Source organism: Psychroserpens burtonensis DSM 12212, assembly GCF_000425305.1.
Lineage (GTDB): Bacteria > Bacteroidota > Bacteroidia > Flavobacteriales > Flavobacteriaceae > Psychroserpens > Psychroserpens burtonensis.
Window position 1 is genome coordinate 1 of the sequence record NZ_AUDE01000030.1, and the last position, 18,943, is coordinate 18,943.

Annotated in this window: 15 protein-coding genes; 2 read left to right on the plus strand and 13 right to left on the minus strand. The window is 32.7% G+C overall.

The features are described 5' to 3' along the window. A partial coding sequence (locus H593_RS0113440; RefSeq protein WP_028872928.1) for a hypothetical protein occupies positions 1–1,207 on the plus strand: 1,207 nt, incomplete at its 5' end. A gap of 183 nt (positions 1,208–1,390) precedes the next feature. Here the strand turns inward: H593_RS0113440 and H593_RS19235 are convergent. From H593_RS19235 to H593_RS0113460, 4 genes are all read right to left on the minus strand, one after another. Continuing rightward, positions 1,391–2,578 (minus strand): RNA-directed DNA polymerase, encoded by a 1,188-nt coding sequence (locus H593_RS19235; RefSeq protein ID WP_051229735.1) that lies wholly within the window; start codon positions 2,576–2,578, stop codon positions 1,391–1,393. Positions 2,579–2,874: 296 nt separating this feature from the next. Then, positions 2,875–3,234, minus strand: a complete 360-nt coding sequence (locus H593_RS0113450) for a four helix bundle protein (protein ID WP_028872929.1) — start codon at positions 3,232–3,234, stop codon at positions 2,875–2,877. Between the two features lie 62 nt (positions 3,235–3,296). Further along, positions 3,297–4,076 (minus strand): Lcl C-terminal domain-containing protein, encoded by a 780-nt coding sequence (locus H593_RS20150; protein ID WP_028872930.1) that lies wholly within the window; start codon positions 4,074–4,076, stop codon positions 3,297–3,299. 8 nt (positions 4,077–4,084) lie between these two features. Continuing rightward, positions 4,085–4,555, minus strand: a complete 471-nt coding sequence (locus H593_RS0113460; RefSeq protein WP_028872931.1) for a T9SS type A sorting domain-containing protein — start codon at positions 4,553–4,555, stop codon at positions 4,085–4,087. A gap of 359 nt (positions 4,556–4,914) precedes the next feature. On the opposite strand from H593_RS0113460, the gene H593_RS0113465 reads away from it, so the two are divergent. Further along, entirely contained in the window at positions 4,915–5,811 is an 897-nt protein-coding gene (locus H593_RS0113465; RefSeq protein ID WP_051229736.1) for a S1 family peptidase, read from the plus strand. 600 nt (positions 5,812–6,411) lie between these two features. On the opposite strand, the gene xseB is transcribed toward H593_RS0113465, so the two are convergent. The 9 genes from xseB to H593_RS0113515 all read right to left on the minus strand — a co-directional run bounded on the left by xseB (position 6,412) and on the right by H593_RS0113515 (position 18,904). Beyond that, a complete protein-coding gene (xseB, locus tag H593_RS0113470; RefSeq protein ID WP_028872933.1) occupies positions 6,412–6,621 on the minus strand; it encodes an exodeoxyribonuclease VII small subunit in 210 nt (69 codons plus the stop codon). Next, entirely contained in the window at positions 6,621–7,994 is a 1,374-nt protein-coding gene (xseA, locus tag H593_RS0113475; RefSeq protein WP_028872934.1) for an exodeoxyribonuclease VII large subunit, read from the minus strand. Before xseA ends, xseB begins: the two co-directional genes overlap by 1 nt. A 141-nt stretch (positions 7,995–8,135) precedes the next feature. After that, entirely contained in the window at positions 8,136–8,657 is a 522-nt protein-coding gene (locus H593_RS0113480; protein WP_028872935.1) for a hypothetical protein, read from the minus strand. A gap of 400 nt (positions 8,658–9,057) precedes the next feature. Continuing rightward, on the minus strand, positions 9,058–9,495 hold the full coding sequence (locus H593_RS0113490) for a hypothetical protein (RefSeq protein ID WP_028872936.1): 438 nt from the start codon (positions 9,493–9,495) through the stop codon (positions 9,058–9,060). A 105-nt stretch (positions 9,496–9,600) separates the two neighbouring features. Then, positions 9,601–13,050, minus strand: coding sequence for a DEAD/DEAH box helicase family protein (locus H593_RS0113495; protein WP_028872937.1), 3,450 nt, complete (start codon positions 13,048–13,050; stop codon positions 9,601–9,603). 17 nt (positions 13,051–13,067) lie between these two features. Continuing rightward, complete coding sequence (locus H593_RS0113500; protein WP_028872938.1) at positions 13,068–15,335, minus strand: GmrSD restriction endonuclease domain-containing protein; 2,268 nt, start codon at positions 15,333–15,335, stop codon at positions 13,068–13,070. A 61-nt stretch (positions 15,336–15,396) separates the two neighbouring features. After that, a complete protein-coding gene (locus H593_RS0113505) occupies positions 15,397–16,290 on the minus strand; it encodes an SIR2 family protein (RefSeq protein ID WP_028872939.1) in 894 nt (297 codons plus the stop codon). Next, positions 16,290–17,432, minus strand: a complete 1,143-nt coding sequence (locus H593_RS19245) for a restriction endonuclease subunit S (RefSeq protein WP_051229737.1) — start codon at positions 17,430–17,432, stop codon at positions 16,290–16,292. The genes H593_RS0113505 and H593_RS19245 overlap by 1 nt, the downstream gene beginning before the upstream one ends. Then, positions 17,429–18,904 carry a type I restriction-modification system subunit M gene (locus H593_RS0113515; RefSeq protein ID WP_028872940.1) on the minus strand — a complete coding sequence of 492 codons (1,476 nt, stop codon included), beginning with the start codon at positions 18,902–18,904 and terminating at the stop codon, positions 17,429–17,431. Before H593_RS0113515 ends, H593_RS19245 begins: the two co-directional genes overlap by 4 nt. Positions 18,905–18,943 lie beyond the last annotated feature (39 nt).

Below are 18,943 nucleotides of genomic sequence, written 5' to 3' on the forward strand. Positions count from 1 at the left end.
GTTGGTAGCAATGCGAAAAAAACAATACGGAATGAATAAAGAACAACTAATAGTTAGATTTTATTTATTGATATTTCTTACAAGTTCAAATTTAATATTTGGACAGGAAACATCTTTTAATATTTTGTGGGACAAGGAAGAAGGTAAACCTATTTCTTATGCAACTATAAAAGGTCTTGAAAATTATTCAATTAGTAATGAATTTGGTGTTTTTGAGTTTGAACAAACAACTAACAAAATTTCAATACAGAGCGTTGTCTACGAAACATTAGAAATTGATTTTAATTTTCTAAAAGCAAACGACACAATTTTTATGAAGCCATTGACTTTTGAACTAGACGAAGTTATTATTAGCAAAGATGGACTTTACACTCAAATGCTAAAAACGGTATTGACAGATTATGCACTTGAACCACATAAAGAGAAGTTTTTTTTAAGGGCTGTGATTAGAAAAAATAATAAACTTTACAAAATTGTTGATTTTTCTGGAATTTTAGAAAAACAAGCTTTATTTGACACAAGGTCTAAACCTATGCCTAAAAAGAATTATAAAATACAAATTGAAAATATCAGAAAAGTGGGAATTGAAAATAGAGAGATTGATTTTGCTTTGTTCAGTTTTCAAGAATTTCTTACAAATATTATTAGAATTGCTTTTAATCGTGAAGAATTTGATATTAGTTACGAAACTACTTCAGACAAGAGTTCTAGTAGAATCACTCTAGATCCAATAGATAGTGAAAAAAGTTTGTATAGAGGTTATTATATTCTAAATGAAGACAATACTTTCAAGGAAGCGGATGTAACTTACAGCAATGAAAATGCAAAATTTGAGAATGTTAAAAATGCAAAATTTAGAACTATATTAAGCAATTGGAAGTCCAGCTTTGAGAGAAACCAAATGACAAATAAAATTCAGCTAAATAAAGCAACTCTAAAAGGAAAAACAGAAGTTTATGAAGAACAAGTAAAAGATATTTTTGATTGGAGTTATGTTTATTATTCAATTCCCGTAGTCAATACTGAAAAAATCAAGAATAATATCAATTTAAATAAAGATATGTTTGACCTCAAAGGAGATTATAACTCAGAATATTGGAAAAATCAAGAAGTCCTTTCCTTAACAGATGAAATGCAGGAATTTATCAATAAAGTAAATTCAACTGGAAAAAACTCTGATTTCAAAACAAAGACAAATATGAAATAAGCACTGCTACCAACACCGTATATAATTTATTGCTGGCTTATTGCTTACTTACGAAAGTCCTCGTGGACTTTCTTGGTCGGTAATTATTTACTAAATTAATTCCTATAAACACGCAACAAACCATATACATCAACGTTACCATTAATTACGTGGAACTATGACAAACTAAAAAATTCATAGCTTTTATACACCTTTAGGGACTTTTAGTTTAGTGAATTTTGTAAAACTTGTGTTCACTGAGAAATATTCCATCCATTTTTCAGATAGATTTTCTGATATATAATACTTACGTAATTTATAAGACTTAAAATGTTTTAAAATACCTAAATAAGAATTCATACTACTTAAAAACAATTGCTTTTCTGCTTTGCTAGGATTTATAGTATGCTCTATTAGTTTATTTTGTTCAAGTATTGCTGCGTAAAAATTACCTTTGGTACGTTTGCTAACATAAATTCTGTTGGTTTTTATAAAACCTCCAATATAACTAACTCCCTTGCTGTAATGTTGTAGATAAATCTTTTTGGGATGTAATTTTAAATGTAATTCCGTTTTTAAAAATTTAGAAATTATAAGGATTAAACTTTTTAAGTAAGCTTTGTTAGTATGCACCAATACAAAATCGTCAACATACCTGCCGTAATACTTGACGCTTAATTGGTGTTTTATAAAATGGTCTAAAGCACTCATATACACATTTGCAAATACCTGACTGGTTAAATTGCCTATGGGTAAACCATAACCGTTTTTGGCAGCAAACAAACTTTTATCTTTAGGTAAATTATCCCAATTACTTAAGTTACCTTTTATTATAGCATTGTTTACTGGTTCATAAAACAAAATAGTTTTACAAAGGTTTAGATACAGCTGTTTGTCTGCTCCATTATATTTTGCAGTAAAAAGCGTTTCAATTTTAGTAAATAAAATAGCTTTATTAATGTGCATAAAAAACCCTTTAATATCTAGCTTTAACAGATAACAATCTTGCGTATAGTTTTTTGAGCATTTACGTATAAAACCATCAACTCTGCCAATACCGAAATGCGTGCCTTTTGCTTTACGGCATGCATAACTATCGTAAATAAAATGCTTCTCAAATACAGTATTCATTTTTTGTATAATTAAATGGTGTACAACTCTATCTCTAAAATTAGCGGCAAATATTTCGCGTTTTACAGGTTTATCTACCACAAAAGCAATGGAGCTACTAATGGCATAAGTGCCACTTTCTAACTCTTCTTTTAGCTGTATTAATTCTTCTTCTAAATTAAGCTCAAAAGCCAAGGCATTTATAGTATTGCGTTTGTTTTTACGGCAGCTATAATAGGCTTTAAACAAATTTTCTAACGGTATTGTATGTTTTTCTGCCATAAAATTGTTGCATAAAAAAGGCGACAAAAATGCCGCCTTTTTAGTAAGAAAGTTTGAAAAGCTCGAACTGCACGCACGTTGTTTGTGTTGTTCTTATTGTTGTTGTTCTGATTACCATTGTTGAAATTCTGTTTCCACGCGTTATTGTTATCGTTCTCCGTAGAACTCCAGTAGTAATGCAACACCTTAATTTTTGAACCATTACCGAATGGCAAGGAGCACTATTTTGCTATATGATATACTATATAGCTAAGGTGCCTTTTCAAAATAAACGCACACTTGGTAAAACCTTGGTCTTACACAATTCTGGCGTTAGTTGTAGTACTCTTTTTCCAGCCTACCACTTGCTTTCCTATACTGTTCATAAGGTCTGCTAAAACACTCTGCCTTTTTATAGACACGAGTTTTAAATCTACACAAACCCTAATTTCTAATTTTAATATTTCAAAATTATCTAAAAACTCGTTTAAAAACGCAGTTTTTTCTTGCGCTCTGTTGGCACGGTAAATACAACGCATTAGCACCAATACATCGCGCTCCATATCTCTACCCAAACTATACTTGTATTCTTTAGGGAAATTTTTGGTGCTTATAAAAACTTCTAATACTAGTTTATAAGTATCTCTGTAAACCGGTAACTCAGTATGTAATGCCATTTTTAAAAAATAAAAACCGACCGCTTGCGCGGCACTATTTAAATTGATAAATAACTAAATAATTAAAAAGCTCGAACTGCACGCACGCCGTCTGTGTAGTACTTATTGCTAGCGCCCTGATTACCATTGGCGAAATTCTGGTCCCACGCGTTATCGTTACCGTCCTCCGTAGAACTCCAGTAGTAACTAGTAGCTCCAATATTTGTTCTCTGCACATACATAAGGTTTAATTCTCTTTTGGTAGGTAAGCGCCAATCTTTAAATTTAGCTCCGTTAACATCATGATTAGCGGCATTGCTCAATAAATCATTTGCTTCATACCAATTTGATGCGCCTTGGTCTTGCATGGCTGCAACCAAACCATGCGTTCCATCTGTATTTATTTCTATAACATAACCACCTAACTCTGCGTAAAAGGTGTTTACATTGTAGGTTGGTTGTGTTACAGTTTTAGCATGCAAAGCATAGGGCACACTCAATAACTGGCTAGTGCCTGTTATAGTGTAACTGCTTCCTCCTGTTGGGTCGGTTTCTGTTTTTATAAAATAAAGTCCTGTTGACCAATCTATGGTTGTAAAATCACCACTAACAACACTTCCTGTTCCTATTTCTAATGTTACCAATCCATTAATATTCGTGGTTGGCGTTTGGGTTTCTATGTAAACTGCTGTTCCTGTTGCTGTTGTTTGTAATATGCTTATTTGCATACCTACTGCTAGGTTGGTTACTAAAGCATCGCCACTGTCTCTTACAACCGCTTGATAACTCATTTTTTCTGGCGTTTGAGCAAATGTTGTTGCAGCTAGTAATCCTGCTACTAAAAATGTGTATAATTTTTTCATCTATAATTTTATTTTTTAATGATTTTGAATGTTTTTAACTCTTGGTTGTTTTGGTTTACTTTAAGCACATAAGTGCCTGTTGCCAAACTTTGCATGTCTATTTGCGTGTTAGATTGGGTTGTTAGGCCTTTTGTAACTGCTCTGCCTTGTAAGTCATAAAGGGCATAGCTTAAATCTGATAGTGTAGCATCTGTTATCGCCAGTACTACATAATCTGTAGTAGGATTAGGATAGGTAACGGCAGTTAAATTTACTGTTGTTAAATCTGGATTACTTAAAGTAAAGAGTTCTACACTTTGTTGCACACCTTGGGATACTGAACCACCTCCTGTGTTGGTGGTGTAAACCAATTGACCAACTGAATAGCTGGATGAGCCTCCACTGCCTGTGGATTCTCCTCCAGACGCTGGAATGGTCTCTTGTGAATAGATTGAGTGTGTAGCAAATAATAGACACACTAAAAGTGCAGTTGTTTTCATTGGTTTTTTTTTAAGATTTTGCCTTTTTTCGACCCTAAATGATGAGAAGAAAATTAAATCGTCTAGGTTAGTTAACTACAATGATACGCATTTAACGCAATTTTTTTAACACTTAAACAAATTTAATTTTTTAAAAAAAAATATTATAATACTGATTATAAATGAAATGTAATTTAAAAAACTTACAAAAATACACGTAGAATAATAAATAACTAATGGTAACACCGTGTATAATTAATGGCTAGTTCGAGCTTGCTTACAAAAATCCTCGCTGATTTTCTTGGTCGGTAATTATTTACTAAATTAGGTGCTGAAACACGCCACTAATCATACACAATCACGTTGTAAGTAATCACGAAATGAAGAAACTATTAATATTTTTTTTGACAATAAGTTTTCACTTAACTGCTCAAAATAATCTGCACATATCTGAACAGTTAATCAATACCACTATTAGAATCGAAGCTTATAATAAAATTGATTCCATTAGTTCTGGTACTGGATTTTTCTACACATTAAAAAACGACAGTTTAAACTATGAAATACCTTTAATAATAACTAACAAACATATTGTCAATAACTTCAAGAACATAAGATTATACTTCAAGACTTTGAAAAATAATAAGCCTAATAATGATAAATCACAGATAATTACAATTCCGAACGACACTACCTTTGTATACGAACATCCAAATAAGAAAACTGATTTAGTTGCAATACCAATTATGAATATGCTTTCGGAGTCTAAGAAAAGAGGTATTGATTTATCATATATTACAATGGACAAAAAATCGATACCCTCAGACTCTATTCAAAGAAGCGAATTAAAATCCATTGAGGATGTTTTAATGATTGGATACCCAAATGGTTTATGGGATATTAAAAATAATTTACCAATTGTGCGGAAAGGAATTACTGCTACTACGCCATATTTGGACTTTAATGGAGAAAGAGTTTTTTTAATTGATATCGCTGCTTTTAATGGGTCAAGTGGTTCACCTATTTATTTTTATAGAGATATTTATACTGACAAAAATTATACACCAAAAATTGGACTCAAACTTTACTTATTAGGAATTCTATATGCTGGTCCGCAATTCTCTGTTAAAGGAAAAATCACAAAAATTAACGAAATTGACTATAGAAATAGTTCCGAAGTAAAAACCAAAATACCAATGAATATTGGATATGTAATTAAAGCTTCTGAAATATTTGAATTTGAAAAAGTCTTTTATGATAAAATGATTAATAATTAAAGACTACTTACAACACCGTGTATAATTAATTGCTAGGTCACTGCTGACTTACGAACATTCCTGCGGAATATTCTATCTGTGATTTATTTGCTAAATTAGTTACTTAACCACGCAACTAACCATACACATAACGTTAACTGCAATACAAGAAAATGACCTTAACTACAGAACAAATAACACAAAACAATTTAACTTTAATTGAAAAGAAGGAAGGTTTAATTCAAATCAATATTGACCATTAGGGAAAAAGGTTACTTAATTTTGTGACAAAATCACTAGATAGAAAGTCGTCCAATTTATCTGAAAATGACCTAGTTGAAATTATTGTAAATGGTTCAGCTGTGATTAATCAAATTATGAAATTAAAGAATTGTAGTTAGGATATAAGTGAGCTGAAGGCTCAATAAAAAAATGGAGTAACCTACTACAGAGAAAATCAAAAAAAAGGAAATTCAATTTATGAACCAATAAAAAATAAAGAATCTATTTCCATTAATTCGCTAAATAAAATATGGGCATAAAAAATCTTGCAAAAGCAAAAAATGATGAATTCTACACCCCGTATATTACTATTGAAAAAGAAACCAACGCTTATATAGATTATAATCCCAATTTTTCAATTATACCTTGTACTTTCTGTTCTGTATTTCTTAATTTATCTTGACAAAATTTTGATAAAGTAGCTGCTCTGGTAACTACTTTTTCTAAGGAATCAATGCTTACTTCATCATTTCTTAAATTCTCAAGAATTAATTCAAGTTCTTTTGATGCATCCTCATAAGTTAATTTTGAAGTGGGTTTATTTTCCATTAATTTTCTTGTTTTACGTATTTAGTTACTATAGTTGAATCTTTAAATTCTAGTTTAATTATGGTGTCTTTTGTTAAGGGTTCACCCTTATAAGGATTCCCATTTACACGTGGTATAATAAAACCCTTTTTAAGAATTGTTTTCGGACTACTTGATGCTAGAAGTATTAAAGAATTGGAGAGGTACGCTTTTTTATTATTGATTAAATAAGCAACGCGTAAGCCAAGCATTTCAAGTTGTTTTTTTATGAGCCTTTCCTTATTGTTTAGGATTCTTTTACTTTGTTGTAACTGTTTTTGATTGATTAATGAAAGGGTATTCCTTTCTTCATGAATTAGATGACTAACGCTTGCCGTTAAGCGATTCATAAGGGTATGCAAAGCACCTCTTCTTAAACGCGTAAAACCATTTGATGCATTCGTAATACTTTGAGTATTTAAAACTAATTCGCCAAATTTTTTATCTAGTAAATTTTGATACTTTTCATAAATAAAATCATAAGAACGCAGTATCTTTTGTTCAAAATCATGTGATTTATTTACGATGTAATTTGATACTTCTGTAGGTGTTTTAAAAGCTTGATTAACAACAAAATCTATTACTGTTATATCTGTTTCGTGACCAATCCCTGAAAATACAGCAGTTTGCATTTTACTGATCTGCTTTGCTATTTTATAAGAATTAAAAACATCTAAATCCATTTTAGAACCACCACCTCTAATAATTACAACACAATCGTACTTTTTTTTATTGATGATTTTAAGTTTCCTAAGAATTTCTAATTCAGCGCCATTGCCCTGAACAGCAGAAGAAAATATTTCTAAATTATATGAGTACTGATACTGGTTGTCTTCAATATTTTTGATAAAGTCTTGGTAACCAGAAGTGTTTTCTGAGGCTATTACCGCAATATTTGAGATTACTAGGGGTACTTTAATTTGCTTATTTAGGTCAATAATTCCTTCCTTTTGAAGCCTAGCTAAAGTTTCTTGTCGTTTCTTTTCGATTTGACCAACGGCAAACTCTAAATTTATATCGGTAATTAAGAGGCTTAAGCCATGCGCTGTGTCAAATTGAATATTTGCATAGCATAAGATCTCGTTCCCCTTTTTAAGAATATTACTAAAATCCTGTCCTAATACTTCTCGAATTTGAGAAACATTTTGATTCCAAATGATTGCTTTACATTTTGCAACGGTTTTGCCATTTATGTTTTCTGCCAGTTCAATATAGGTTTGGCCAGATCTATGAAAATTAATACTTGTAATTTCTACTTTAAGCCAAAAGTATTTGCCGTCAATATTATTATCTATAATCGTTTTTACACGATTCAATATTTTTGATAAGGAGTAATATGTTGGTAGGTTAGACAATTTATTTTAAAAACTGATTTAAATGATTCTGCAAATATAAAGCAGAATTACCCCTTAAAGAAATACAATGACCAACAATAATAGGTGTCGAAGTATTCAAAAAAATGAAGTAAAAAAATGTTTGTGAAGTGTTGTAATTTCTTAATTTTCTTTGATCTTAGTTCCTTTATAAAAACCAATTAAAAAATCTACAAACCATTTTAATGATAAAAATATGAACCATAATAGGGTGATTGAAACATGCCATAAAAATTTAAATATATTTACAATAAGGTGTAATGCTAAAAATAATAATTGCAGTACAGCTGCATTTTTGCCTCTTACTTGAATACCTCCTAATTTGAAGCTTGAATAATTAGGCTTCATTAAGTTATAAGAACCTCTTTTATTTTTGACCGAAGTACTAATACCCCCTTTTGAAATATTAAAATTAAAAGGCCCACTATTGTACCTACCTATAAATTGAAAGTTACCTCGCTGAAAGCCCATTCTAGCACCTTTAAACAATCTTTTATGAAGTCTAACACCGTGTTTGGTATTTATGGTAGCGCCATACCCACCTTTTAAAATTGTTTTAGTAGCCGAAATACCTCCTGTTCTAGAAACACGGACATTCTTGCCACGATATTCTATCCTTTTTTTTGGTGGTGTGTTTTCTGACATTTATTGATGATTATTTTAAGACTGCCTTCTTTTTTCAACCCTATTATTAAATATTTAATTTAAAAGTGAGCCTGTAAAAGACCTAATTGCTTAATTATTATTTCTAATAACTTAAATATTATTTTAATTTTTTAATAAATGGTTGAAGTACTTTCTCAAACTTAAGAAGGAATTTTTCCAAAAAATAATCCATTTTAATCCTATAACTTGTATCAAATAAGTTTACATCAAGCATTTCATATTTAATTCGACTCATCTAATAATTAACTAATTTTTCCCACTTAAATTCATTACCAAAACTATTTTCAATACTCTATTGGTTGAATAATAATTTTGTGTTTAAACTTCTAAAAAAACCTCAATTATAAACGATTTGAAATTTTATATTTATGGCTGATATTTAAAACAGGTTGGTGTTTTGTATCAATTCTTTTTCTAAAAGTATTAGTTCTTCTTTATCCTCAAGTTCATGAAACTTTAAATATAAGTTGTCTTTTATATAGTTAATTGTTCCCTCTCCTGGTTTTATACAATAGGTACGTCCTATATTTTTTCTAAAAGCACTTTGATCAATTCCGGCTTTTAACACTCCTTTTACTTCCTTCATAATTGGGTGCTCTTGTTGGAAGAAATCTTTTACACTCTGTTTCTCTTCTCTGTATTCGATATACTTAGAATTCAAATGCTGTCTTACAATTCTATTGTAAAGACCGTTTACACCAGAACCAGTTCCTATATACACTACTTCATCAGTATCCTTTGTGCACCAAAAATAAATCCCCTTTGTTTTAGGTATGATTGCTTTTAAATCAATGGCATTCGGATCAACTTTTTTCAACTTTGCTACTGCTATCCTTATCTTATGTTTTTAATATTAATAGTGCAAATATATTTTACGTGTGTGCAACCTAATTGCATGGGTATTCATCGAACTTCGTAGCGTCTATCCAACCTCAGCATTCCCATTAATCATGTCTATAATTTTCACCATCTTTATAACGTCTGCATCCTTGTCAAAAACACCACTGATTCCCTGGTCATTTAAATCTGTGAATGGTGGTTCGTACAACATGGCTTTATCAATCGTTCCATTTTTTGTTAAGTAGGAAATAATTGTTTTTACAAAGGTCATTTGATCTGCTCTTAAATTCCCGACTTGTAAAAACTCAGAAAACGCATTGTTTAAGGCGGTTGGTTCTAAACCTGTAATGCTTCTAATAAAAGCACCCAAAGGTCTTTCACCATATTGTGTAACGAAGTCTTCTTTAGTCCCAGCAACACTCTCTGTAAATAACATCTTTTCTAAAGAATCTAACTCAATCTTTGTGATGGATACATTGTTAGAAAGCTTGTTAATGGTTAAATGACTTTTATTTTTTCTAATATAACTCTCAACTCTATCTTTATAAGATTGCAAACTCACATAAGAAGTACTCACAATTTCTCGAACTGCGATGCCTTCATAGTCTAGGTCGTCTTCAAAATTTGTATATACAGGTGCTTGTGTTTCTGTTTCTAAATACTTGATCAAGTCTCTTAAAGCCAGTCTTAATTCGTCTAGTTTTTTGATATTGATGGTTTCCCAGTAATGATCTGTTTGTGCTTCTTTAATTAATGGCAAATGAAGTGCCACCTGAGGTATGTTATCTTTCCTTTCTAATGCAGTTGCAGTGCTGTATATTTTACCCATGTACTTTGCTGTTTCACCAGATCCTGTGAGCAATACTATTTGGTACACTAAAACAAGCATATCAAATCTTCGTGCCAACTCGTCATCACCTTTTGATGCGGGTTGCAAGTGAGATAAATGAGCGTTTACTTCTTGAAGATCACTTTTTGAAAGGTCTAACCATTTTGATTTATTGCTGTATTCTTTTACATAGCGTAACTGCTTCCGAACTACGAATCTACTTTCATCTAAATTTTGAATTATTTTGTGCAACTCCGTTAAGTAGGCGTCTCTAACGGCAACTTCAGTAGGTGTCTTGTCTGGCAGATGTATTATCAGTTGCGAAACCTTTAGCTTGGCTTCAAATATTTGTTGCAGTAAAGGCTTCATGCTTTGTGCATACGCGCCGTCTGGATATTCATCAAAGAATTCAAAATTCTGACAATAGTCAAAAATCATAAATTCTTTCTTATCATCTCCTGGTCCAAATAAATCTGGACATAATCTGGTACCTCTACCAATCATTTGCCAAAATTTAGAAGCACTTTTTACCATTTTAAAGAATACTAAATTCACTACTCTTGGAGCATCTACTCCTGTATCCATCATGTCTACAGAAACCGCAATTTGAGGTTCTTGCTCTTCTAAAGGATCTGTGAATTTCTCTAATAAACTCTGCGCTTTGGTTTCATAGTTGTCTATTACTCTAAGAAACTTCCCTCCATACTCCGGATAGTTTATGTTGAATCTTTCCTCTATAAATACAGCATGTGCATGGTTCTTGGCAAAAACAATTGTCTTTCCTAATTTATCACCGCCACTTACTTTAATCCCATCCTTCATCAAGTGTTCTAGCACCTTATCTACGGTATCCGTATTAAACAACCATCTGTTCAAAGCAGCACTACCAATAACATCTGGAGTTTCCTCATTGGTTGGGTCTCCAAACTTCTCTTCGTATTCTACTTTTTCTCGATCGGAAAGCTCTGAATACTTAATGCCTTCTCTTTGGAATTTAAGTGGCACACTTACTGCTTTTGGAGGCACTAAATAGCCTTGATCTACAGCTACATTTAATTCATAGGCAAACGTAGGATTGTCATCTTCAATGCCAAATAAACCATAGGTATTGTGGTCTATATCTGTTTTTGGCGTTGCTGTTAAACCGATGATCATAGCATCAAAATAATCAAAGATGGCACTGTATTTTTGATACACAGAACGGTGGGCTTCATCAATAATAATGAGGTCGAAATGACCCACACCATAAAACCGTTGGTCTACCGTTTTTACTTTGTCTATTTTATTAATGATTGTTGGGTAGGTAGAAAAGACCAAGCGGGCACTACTATCCTCTTTTTCTTTGGTTAAATCAATGGCAGAAAGCTCTGGTAAATGTTCTTTAAACGCATTTTTAGCTTGGGTAACTAAAGCGTTTCTATCGGCTAGAAATAGCACTCTTTTTGCCCAGTTGCATTTAGTTAACATTTCTACAATTGCTGCAGCAGTTCTTGTTTTTCCACTACCTGTTGCCATGACTAATAAGCTCTCTCTTTTAGCGCCTCTAAGAGTACCATCTTTCCCGTCTACTACTAAATTTTCAGCAACTCTTTTTATGGCCTCTAACTGGTAATCTCTTCCTGCTATATCTAAATCTACCTTAAAGGCTCTTAAGTCTTTTCGGGTGGTTCTTCTATCTATAAGAAGTTGCAATTCATCTTGGGTGTAAAACCCTTCTATTTCTCTATCGGTATAAAAAGTATCGTCCCAAATAAAAGTTTCAAAACCATTGGTGTAGAAGATAACCGGACGTTGCCCATGCATTTGTTCTATACAATCTGCATAGAGTTCTGCTTGGTGTCTTCCTTTTCTGGCTTCTGCCATGGTTCTCTTCGCTTCTACAACTGCTAAAGGTTTGCCATCTTTGCCCCAAAGCACGTAATCTACATAGCCAATACCAGACGGATTGGTACTTTTAGGCATTCCTTTTACTTCATATTCTAACTCTCTTCCTTCCGTTAGTTCTTCCCAACCTGCATCTTTTAACAGAACATCTATATAGAGTTTTCTAGTAACCGCTTCTGGTATTAAAACAGGAATTACTTTGTCTGGGTCTTTGACCTTTTCTCTTTCTACTCTTCGCTGCGTATTAACTTTTTGTTGATTCTCTAACTGCTTTTGTAATAATTCTATTTGCGCCGCTTGCTCCTCTAATTTTGCGCGTTCTTCTTTGTCTTTTTCTCTTCTGTAATCTAGTTGATTTTCTAATTGCTGAAGGGCTTTTAAAGTCTCCTTTTGCTCACTTCCATCAGGAATTAACGCCATGCTAAAAGCAGGAACCTCTATCTCTTCTTCATTGTAATATACTCCTAAGAAACTTAAAAATCGAAAGAGGTTTTTAATACTGGCGATGGATTGGTCTTGGATAATTGATTTACCATGTGCAGCAGCATTCCCGTTTAAACGGATTAAATCTACCTCTCTAAACATAGAAGGTTTAATGATTTCTCTAAAACACTGTTGGTGTATTAAGCTGGCAAGTTTTGTATCATAAGGCCATTCTAGTTCTTCATCATTCTGGTAGAGCCATTGTATCGTTTTCTCTAAAGCACTTCTGCAAATCATTGCACAGGCTTTTGGTGACGTTAGCGTAAGCTGTTCGGCTTCTTTTGCTTCTTTAAAAATAGCTGGCCACTCTTTTTGAAGGAATTGAAAATTTGACATTAGTAAAGCTCTTTTAATTATTTAAACCTTTGTAAAATATATACAGTCATTTGACTTGGTGTTAATTTAGCTGAAGAACCACCAGCTCTTATATAAAATTCCTCTACTCCGTTATTTATTAGGTAGATAGGAACTTTGCTCGGCTTACAGTCAACTAATAATACTCTTGCGTTTTGATAATCCTCAAAATGTGCTTTAATATGCAACATGGAGGCGACCCCTAATTGTGCTTTTATTAGATTGCCTAAGTGTAATTCTAGTTTATCCTCATTCTCAAAAAGATCATTTGATAAACCCAATGCAGTACCATCGTCAGAAACGCCTATTACAAGTGTACCTCCTTCTTTGGAGTTTAAAAACCCGTTAATAGTTTTTAAGGAAGCATGCTCCATGCGTTTGTCCTTTTCACCTGTATGTAAATTTACTCTTAGCGTAGACTTAAACTCTGTATAAATACCCTCACCCTGAACAATCATTTGTTCTAAAGTTGACGGCTTATCCTCTACAACTCCACCTCTTTCTAGCTGTTTAAAACCATCTCTAGTTAACGAAGCCATCAAAACTCTTCTCTCAGCAAGAAATTCTTGATACGTTAAGTCTTCCCAATTTTTTGGCAAGGCATGCCAATAATACATTTTATCTAATTTATTCTGTGGTATGTCTTTTTTAAACTCCTCTAAATACTCTGATGGTGGGGCGTCAGAAATTTTAATATTGTCTCTCCACTCAATCAAAGCAAAATTTGCAATTTGATTTGTTATTCTAGTTCCTGTTAATCCGAAACTTTTTAGATAATTTTTTGGAAATAAATGATGTTTTTCAACTTTACTCTTTCTAGCTTTCGTTGTAGGATCTAATGCATCCCAAATTCTAATTTCTGAAAACAATGCTCTAGCATCTAATAAATGTAAAGCTGCCAAGTAACAGTTATTATGTGGAGATGTAGAAGAAGATGTCTCCATCCTTGCAGGCAAAGTCATCTCCCAAAAATCTGTCGTTAATTCAGATTTAATAGTATTTTTTATCCAGTTTAAAAACTCATCGGCTTTTGTGAACCCTCTAAAATCTGCCAGATCTCTTTCCATAGCAGACTCAGGTGAACTGCTCACATATCTAGAAGTTATAATTGCCATAAAAAACCATTGTCCAATGGCACTTTGTAATTCTTTATGAGGTACTTTGTAGTCTTCTTTCCCGATGATATATAGAATATAAGTGTAAATTAAAGTTCCTTTTGAATTAATCATTGAGGCACTTCGAAATCCTGCTTTTTGAATAATACTTAAAAAATCGTGCCAATTCTGAAGGTCTAATGTCTTGTTTTGGGCAGCCTGTAGAATTTCAAATTGTTTTTCTCGTTGCGTACTGCTAAGCTTGCCAGTTTCTAAATCTTTACCGCGCAATAGGGCATAAGCATATTGTAAGCGTGCTCTTCTAAAACCAATTCCTACAGACACTCTTAATAATTGGGCAGGGTCTGGCTCTATAAAATAATTATAGGGACTCGGTTTGCCTTTTTCGGGTTTCCTTGCTGCCTTGCAAAAAGCTTCTAACTCTTTTCTACCATCCTCCCAAAATACAGACATTAGTGTTAGTATAAAATCTGCTTGATTTAGCGTTTTCCCTTTTGAGTTTATTCTTACAAAAACTTCTGCGACCTGTTCTTCATCAATCCCTGCAGATAGTTGCAATACGGTAAAAGGAAAAGCACCTATACCAAACAATTTCTGAAAAGCTATTTCACACGTTTTTTGTTCTTGAGAAGTGAATTCTTTACCATCTGCTTCTCTAATTTTTTTTAATTTATTTAGGTACTCACCAACAATAGCGTATTGGCTGGCATCACTTTGAAAACAGGTACTTATGTTATGAATCCATTCAGGACTTTTTCTAATACCCGCATCAGCCACCTCAAACTTACCTTCTAATGGCTTAAAAGCTATTTCTATTTTTTCTAATTCATAATTTTCTCTAACAACAGAAATTCCTTTAAGCACAGCAAACAAAGATGTAAGGCGTTGTTGGCCATCTACAATTAATAAGTTAGGTACTTTTTGATGTTTATGAGAACCAATTTGTTTTACTCCTTTTTCTGCATCTGTTTCCCAAAATAATAAATACCCAACAGGGTATCCTTGGTACATGGAATCAAATAAATCTCTAACTTTTGAATTTTTCCAAACGAAAGGTCTCTGGATATCTGGTAATCCAATTTCTCCCATTTCTACATCATCCATTAATTTTGATAGAGAATAACTAACTTCTTTAAATAGTGGTTTGCTCATATTCTTTTTTTGCTAATAACATTTTTTGATTCCCGGTTAATATTCAGAAAATATTATTTTATTAATTAAATTTTAAAACCTTTTCATAAAAACCATCATAATCATTTTCACTTACTTTAATCACATTACATTTAACACTGTAAGCTTTTAAAATATCTATTAAATCAATATTATCTTTTTCCTCAAAGGATGGAGTAAAAAAAGTAATCCGATTATTAATATCAAGATTAGGGTCAGATACAATTTTTTGATTTCTATATGCTAGCAGCCACCAAAGTGGGTATTCAGTATAAGACATTCCTAAGCCTACTATATTTATATTGTGAGTGAAAAATAAATCTACCCAAGACGGATTCAAATGTTCTGTATTATTCTTTAATCCGTTGATAAATAATTCAGCTCTTGCTTTCACCTTGGAAGCATAGTTTATGTAATGCCTAAAACCAAGTAATAATGACCTAGAGTCGGCTTGCTCGCCATGTATATGCCAAACTTTTGTTCTGGACGTTTGTTGATATCTATAAATACTATAATAATACTCTAACTTATTAATTGGTTTTCTTTTCCAATTATCCTCTAAAGAATTTTCTATTAAATAATCGTAATTAGTTGTTAGAATTTCTCTGTTTTTAATTTTTTTAAGGTTATTATATCTATAATTCGGTTGAATTTGGTCAATTTTAGATTTTATAAAACTCTTTAAATATCCTTCGCTTCTATTTCCGTTTCTTAAAGAATAATTTACAATTTCGTCATATACCATTGGAAATGGTTTATTTCTAATATTAGAGATTTGAGTATTTGCAAACTGCTTATTCAAGTCTTCTAATAAGTTACCCCATTCATATCTATCTTTTTTATTTAATTTTGATCTATTGATACCATTACCAAAAAGATAGGCTACCTTATTTATATAAGTCTTTCTTGCCGTCTCTTTTTTGGTTTTATTTTCCATTAAACCAACTCTCCTTTAAATGCCTTTTGCAATAGACTGTTAAACAAATCTTCTGCTTGGGCTAAACTAGCCTGTGCTTGTACTTTTTGTGTTTCTAGAGCTTGAACTCTGTTTGCAAATTGGTTTTGAATACTTATTGGTGGTATTGGGAGATTTATGCTATTCAATATTCCAGTATTCATGTGAGTAAAAGTTCCTTCCGCTCCAGTCTTTAAGCGTGCAACTTTTGCTCCCCACTTATTCATTAATAGCGCAAAATACATAGGGAGTAATTTATTTGAATCTAATCTAAGTCTTATTAAATTAGTGCTTATTATAGCTTTTTCATTATGTGTAATAACGCACATTTTACCAACAGTTCCAGCTCTGGAAATTATAATATCTCCTAATTTAGTCTCATAACTTTTTAAAGCATTATATTTATCTACTGTGATAAATAAACATTTATTTTTATCAAAACCACCATGTCTTATATTATACATGGTCCATACTGGTATACCACAATCAACATACTCGTGTTTTTTTAATGCACTACCAAAAGGACCACACTTTGTTCCTTCTTTTTTATTGATATAACATTTATCCAAAGTAAATTTATCCCACCCCATAGGATTCCTCACAGGATCCCCAAACATATCCAGAAAAAGGCTTTGTGTCAGTTCCTCATACTTTGTAATGAGTGCTTTTGTTTTTTGCCTGTAGGCATCTGCTGCATCCAAAATGGCTGCTATCTTTTTTTGCTGGTCTAGTGGTGGGAGTGGGATTTTAAGACTTTCCAATGTAGGTCTGCTAATGTGAGGAATTGTCGCTCCTGTACAAGTTTCTCTTAAATACCTAAATTGACTTTGTAAAAATCTACCGGCATATGGAGAATAAATGTTATCCACTTTTGGTGAAAGTCTAGCTAAAGTACTGCCTATAATACCTTTAAGACCGTAGCCTATTGTCCCTGCATTTGCACCATCCCAAGCAATCAACACATCATTTTCATCACAAATAACATTTTTATCATCAGACTCAGCATACTTTATTTTGTCATCTGAGCGCAAGTCTCCAATCTGGATATACCTTTGCAAGGTCTTATCTATTGACTCAACGGCTTTCTTACCTTTAGATATTTTGAAAATATTTTTTACAATCATCTCAACATCTCTTTTAAAACAGTCAACGCTTGGTTTCTCTCTTGGTCTAGAGTTTCAATATCCTTTATAATTTCAGAAGGAGCAGCATATTCAATTTCTTCATAGACTATTTCCTTGTATCTGTTTATAGATAAGTCCCAGTCATTGTCTTTAATTTCATCAAAAGGCACTAAGAAGCTTTTGTCTGTTCTAGCTCTAGTAGTTTCCTCTTTTAAGTTATGGTATCTGTTTAAAAGGTCTGGAATGTCATTGTCATTAATCTCATTCCGTTGGTCATTCAGGCTAAAACCATCTGCGGTCATGTCGTAAAACCAAACGTTGTCTGTGCCACCTGTGACTGTCTTCGTAAAAAATAGCACCGCAGTACTTACCCCAGCATAAGGTTTAAACACACCACTAGGCATCGAAATTACGGCATCTAGTTTGTGGTTTTCAATAAGTTCTTGTCGTATTTGCTTGTGGGCATTAGAGCTTCCAAACAACACACCGTCTGGCACAATTACTGCCGCTCTACCGCCTGTTTTTAGCATGCGGAGCATCAATCCTAAAAAGAGTAATTCTGTCTTTTTAGATTTTACCATTTTTAAAATGGAATTCTCAACGGCATCGTAATCCAAGCTTCCTTTAAATGGCGGGTTGGCTAAAACCAAAGAATATTTATTTCTAAGGTATCCTGCACTTTCACTCAGGGCATCATTCTTTATTAAATTGGGGTTTTCAATTCCATGCAACTGTAAGTTCATCGCACCAATACGCACCATGGTAGAATCGATCTCTACCCCATTAAACATTTCATTGTTAAAGTGTTCTCTAAAATCTTTGTCTAAGAAAAAATCGTCGTGGTTGTCTCTAAAATATTCACCTGCAGCAACTAAAAATCCGGCAGTACCGGTAGAAGGATCACAGATAACATCATCCTTTTTAGGCTGTGTCATGTCTACCATCATCTTAATAATATGTCTTGGTGTTCTAAACTGTCCGTTGGTTCCAGCAGTGGCCGTCTTAGAAAGCATGTATTCATACAGGTCTCCTTTGGTGTCTCTGTCTTTCATGTTGATTTTGTCAATCAACTGCACCACTTGATCTAATAAACGAGGTGTGGCAATGATAAAAGAGGCTTTACTCATAAACTCTGCAAATACGCCTGCCGAATCCCCTACTTGTTTCATGTGGTCAAAAACTGTCATGTCACCAACTGTAGGTTTGGTAAATACTTCAAACATTGCTTCTGGATCTTTGTTTTTAAAAGAACTCCATCTTAATTCTTTCTGTTCTGGTGTGAATATCTCATTTTTGATAGGTATTCCAACCGTATTGGCTTTTTTCTCTTCCAATAACTGGCGTTCGTCTAACCTTCTTATAAATAGTAAATAGGTAAACTGTTCTATAACAGATAATGGGTTCGAGATTCCACCTGTCCAAAAGGCTTCCCATATTTTATCTACTTGTGACTTTAATTCTCCTGTGATCATATAATTTTATTGTTGGTTTGTTTGATTTCACTAAAGTGT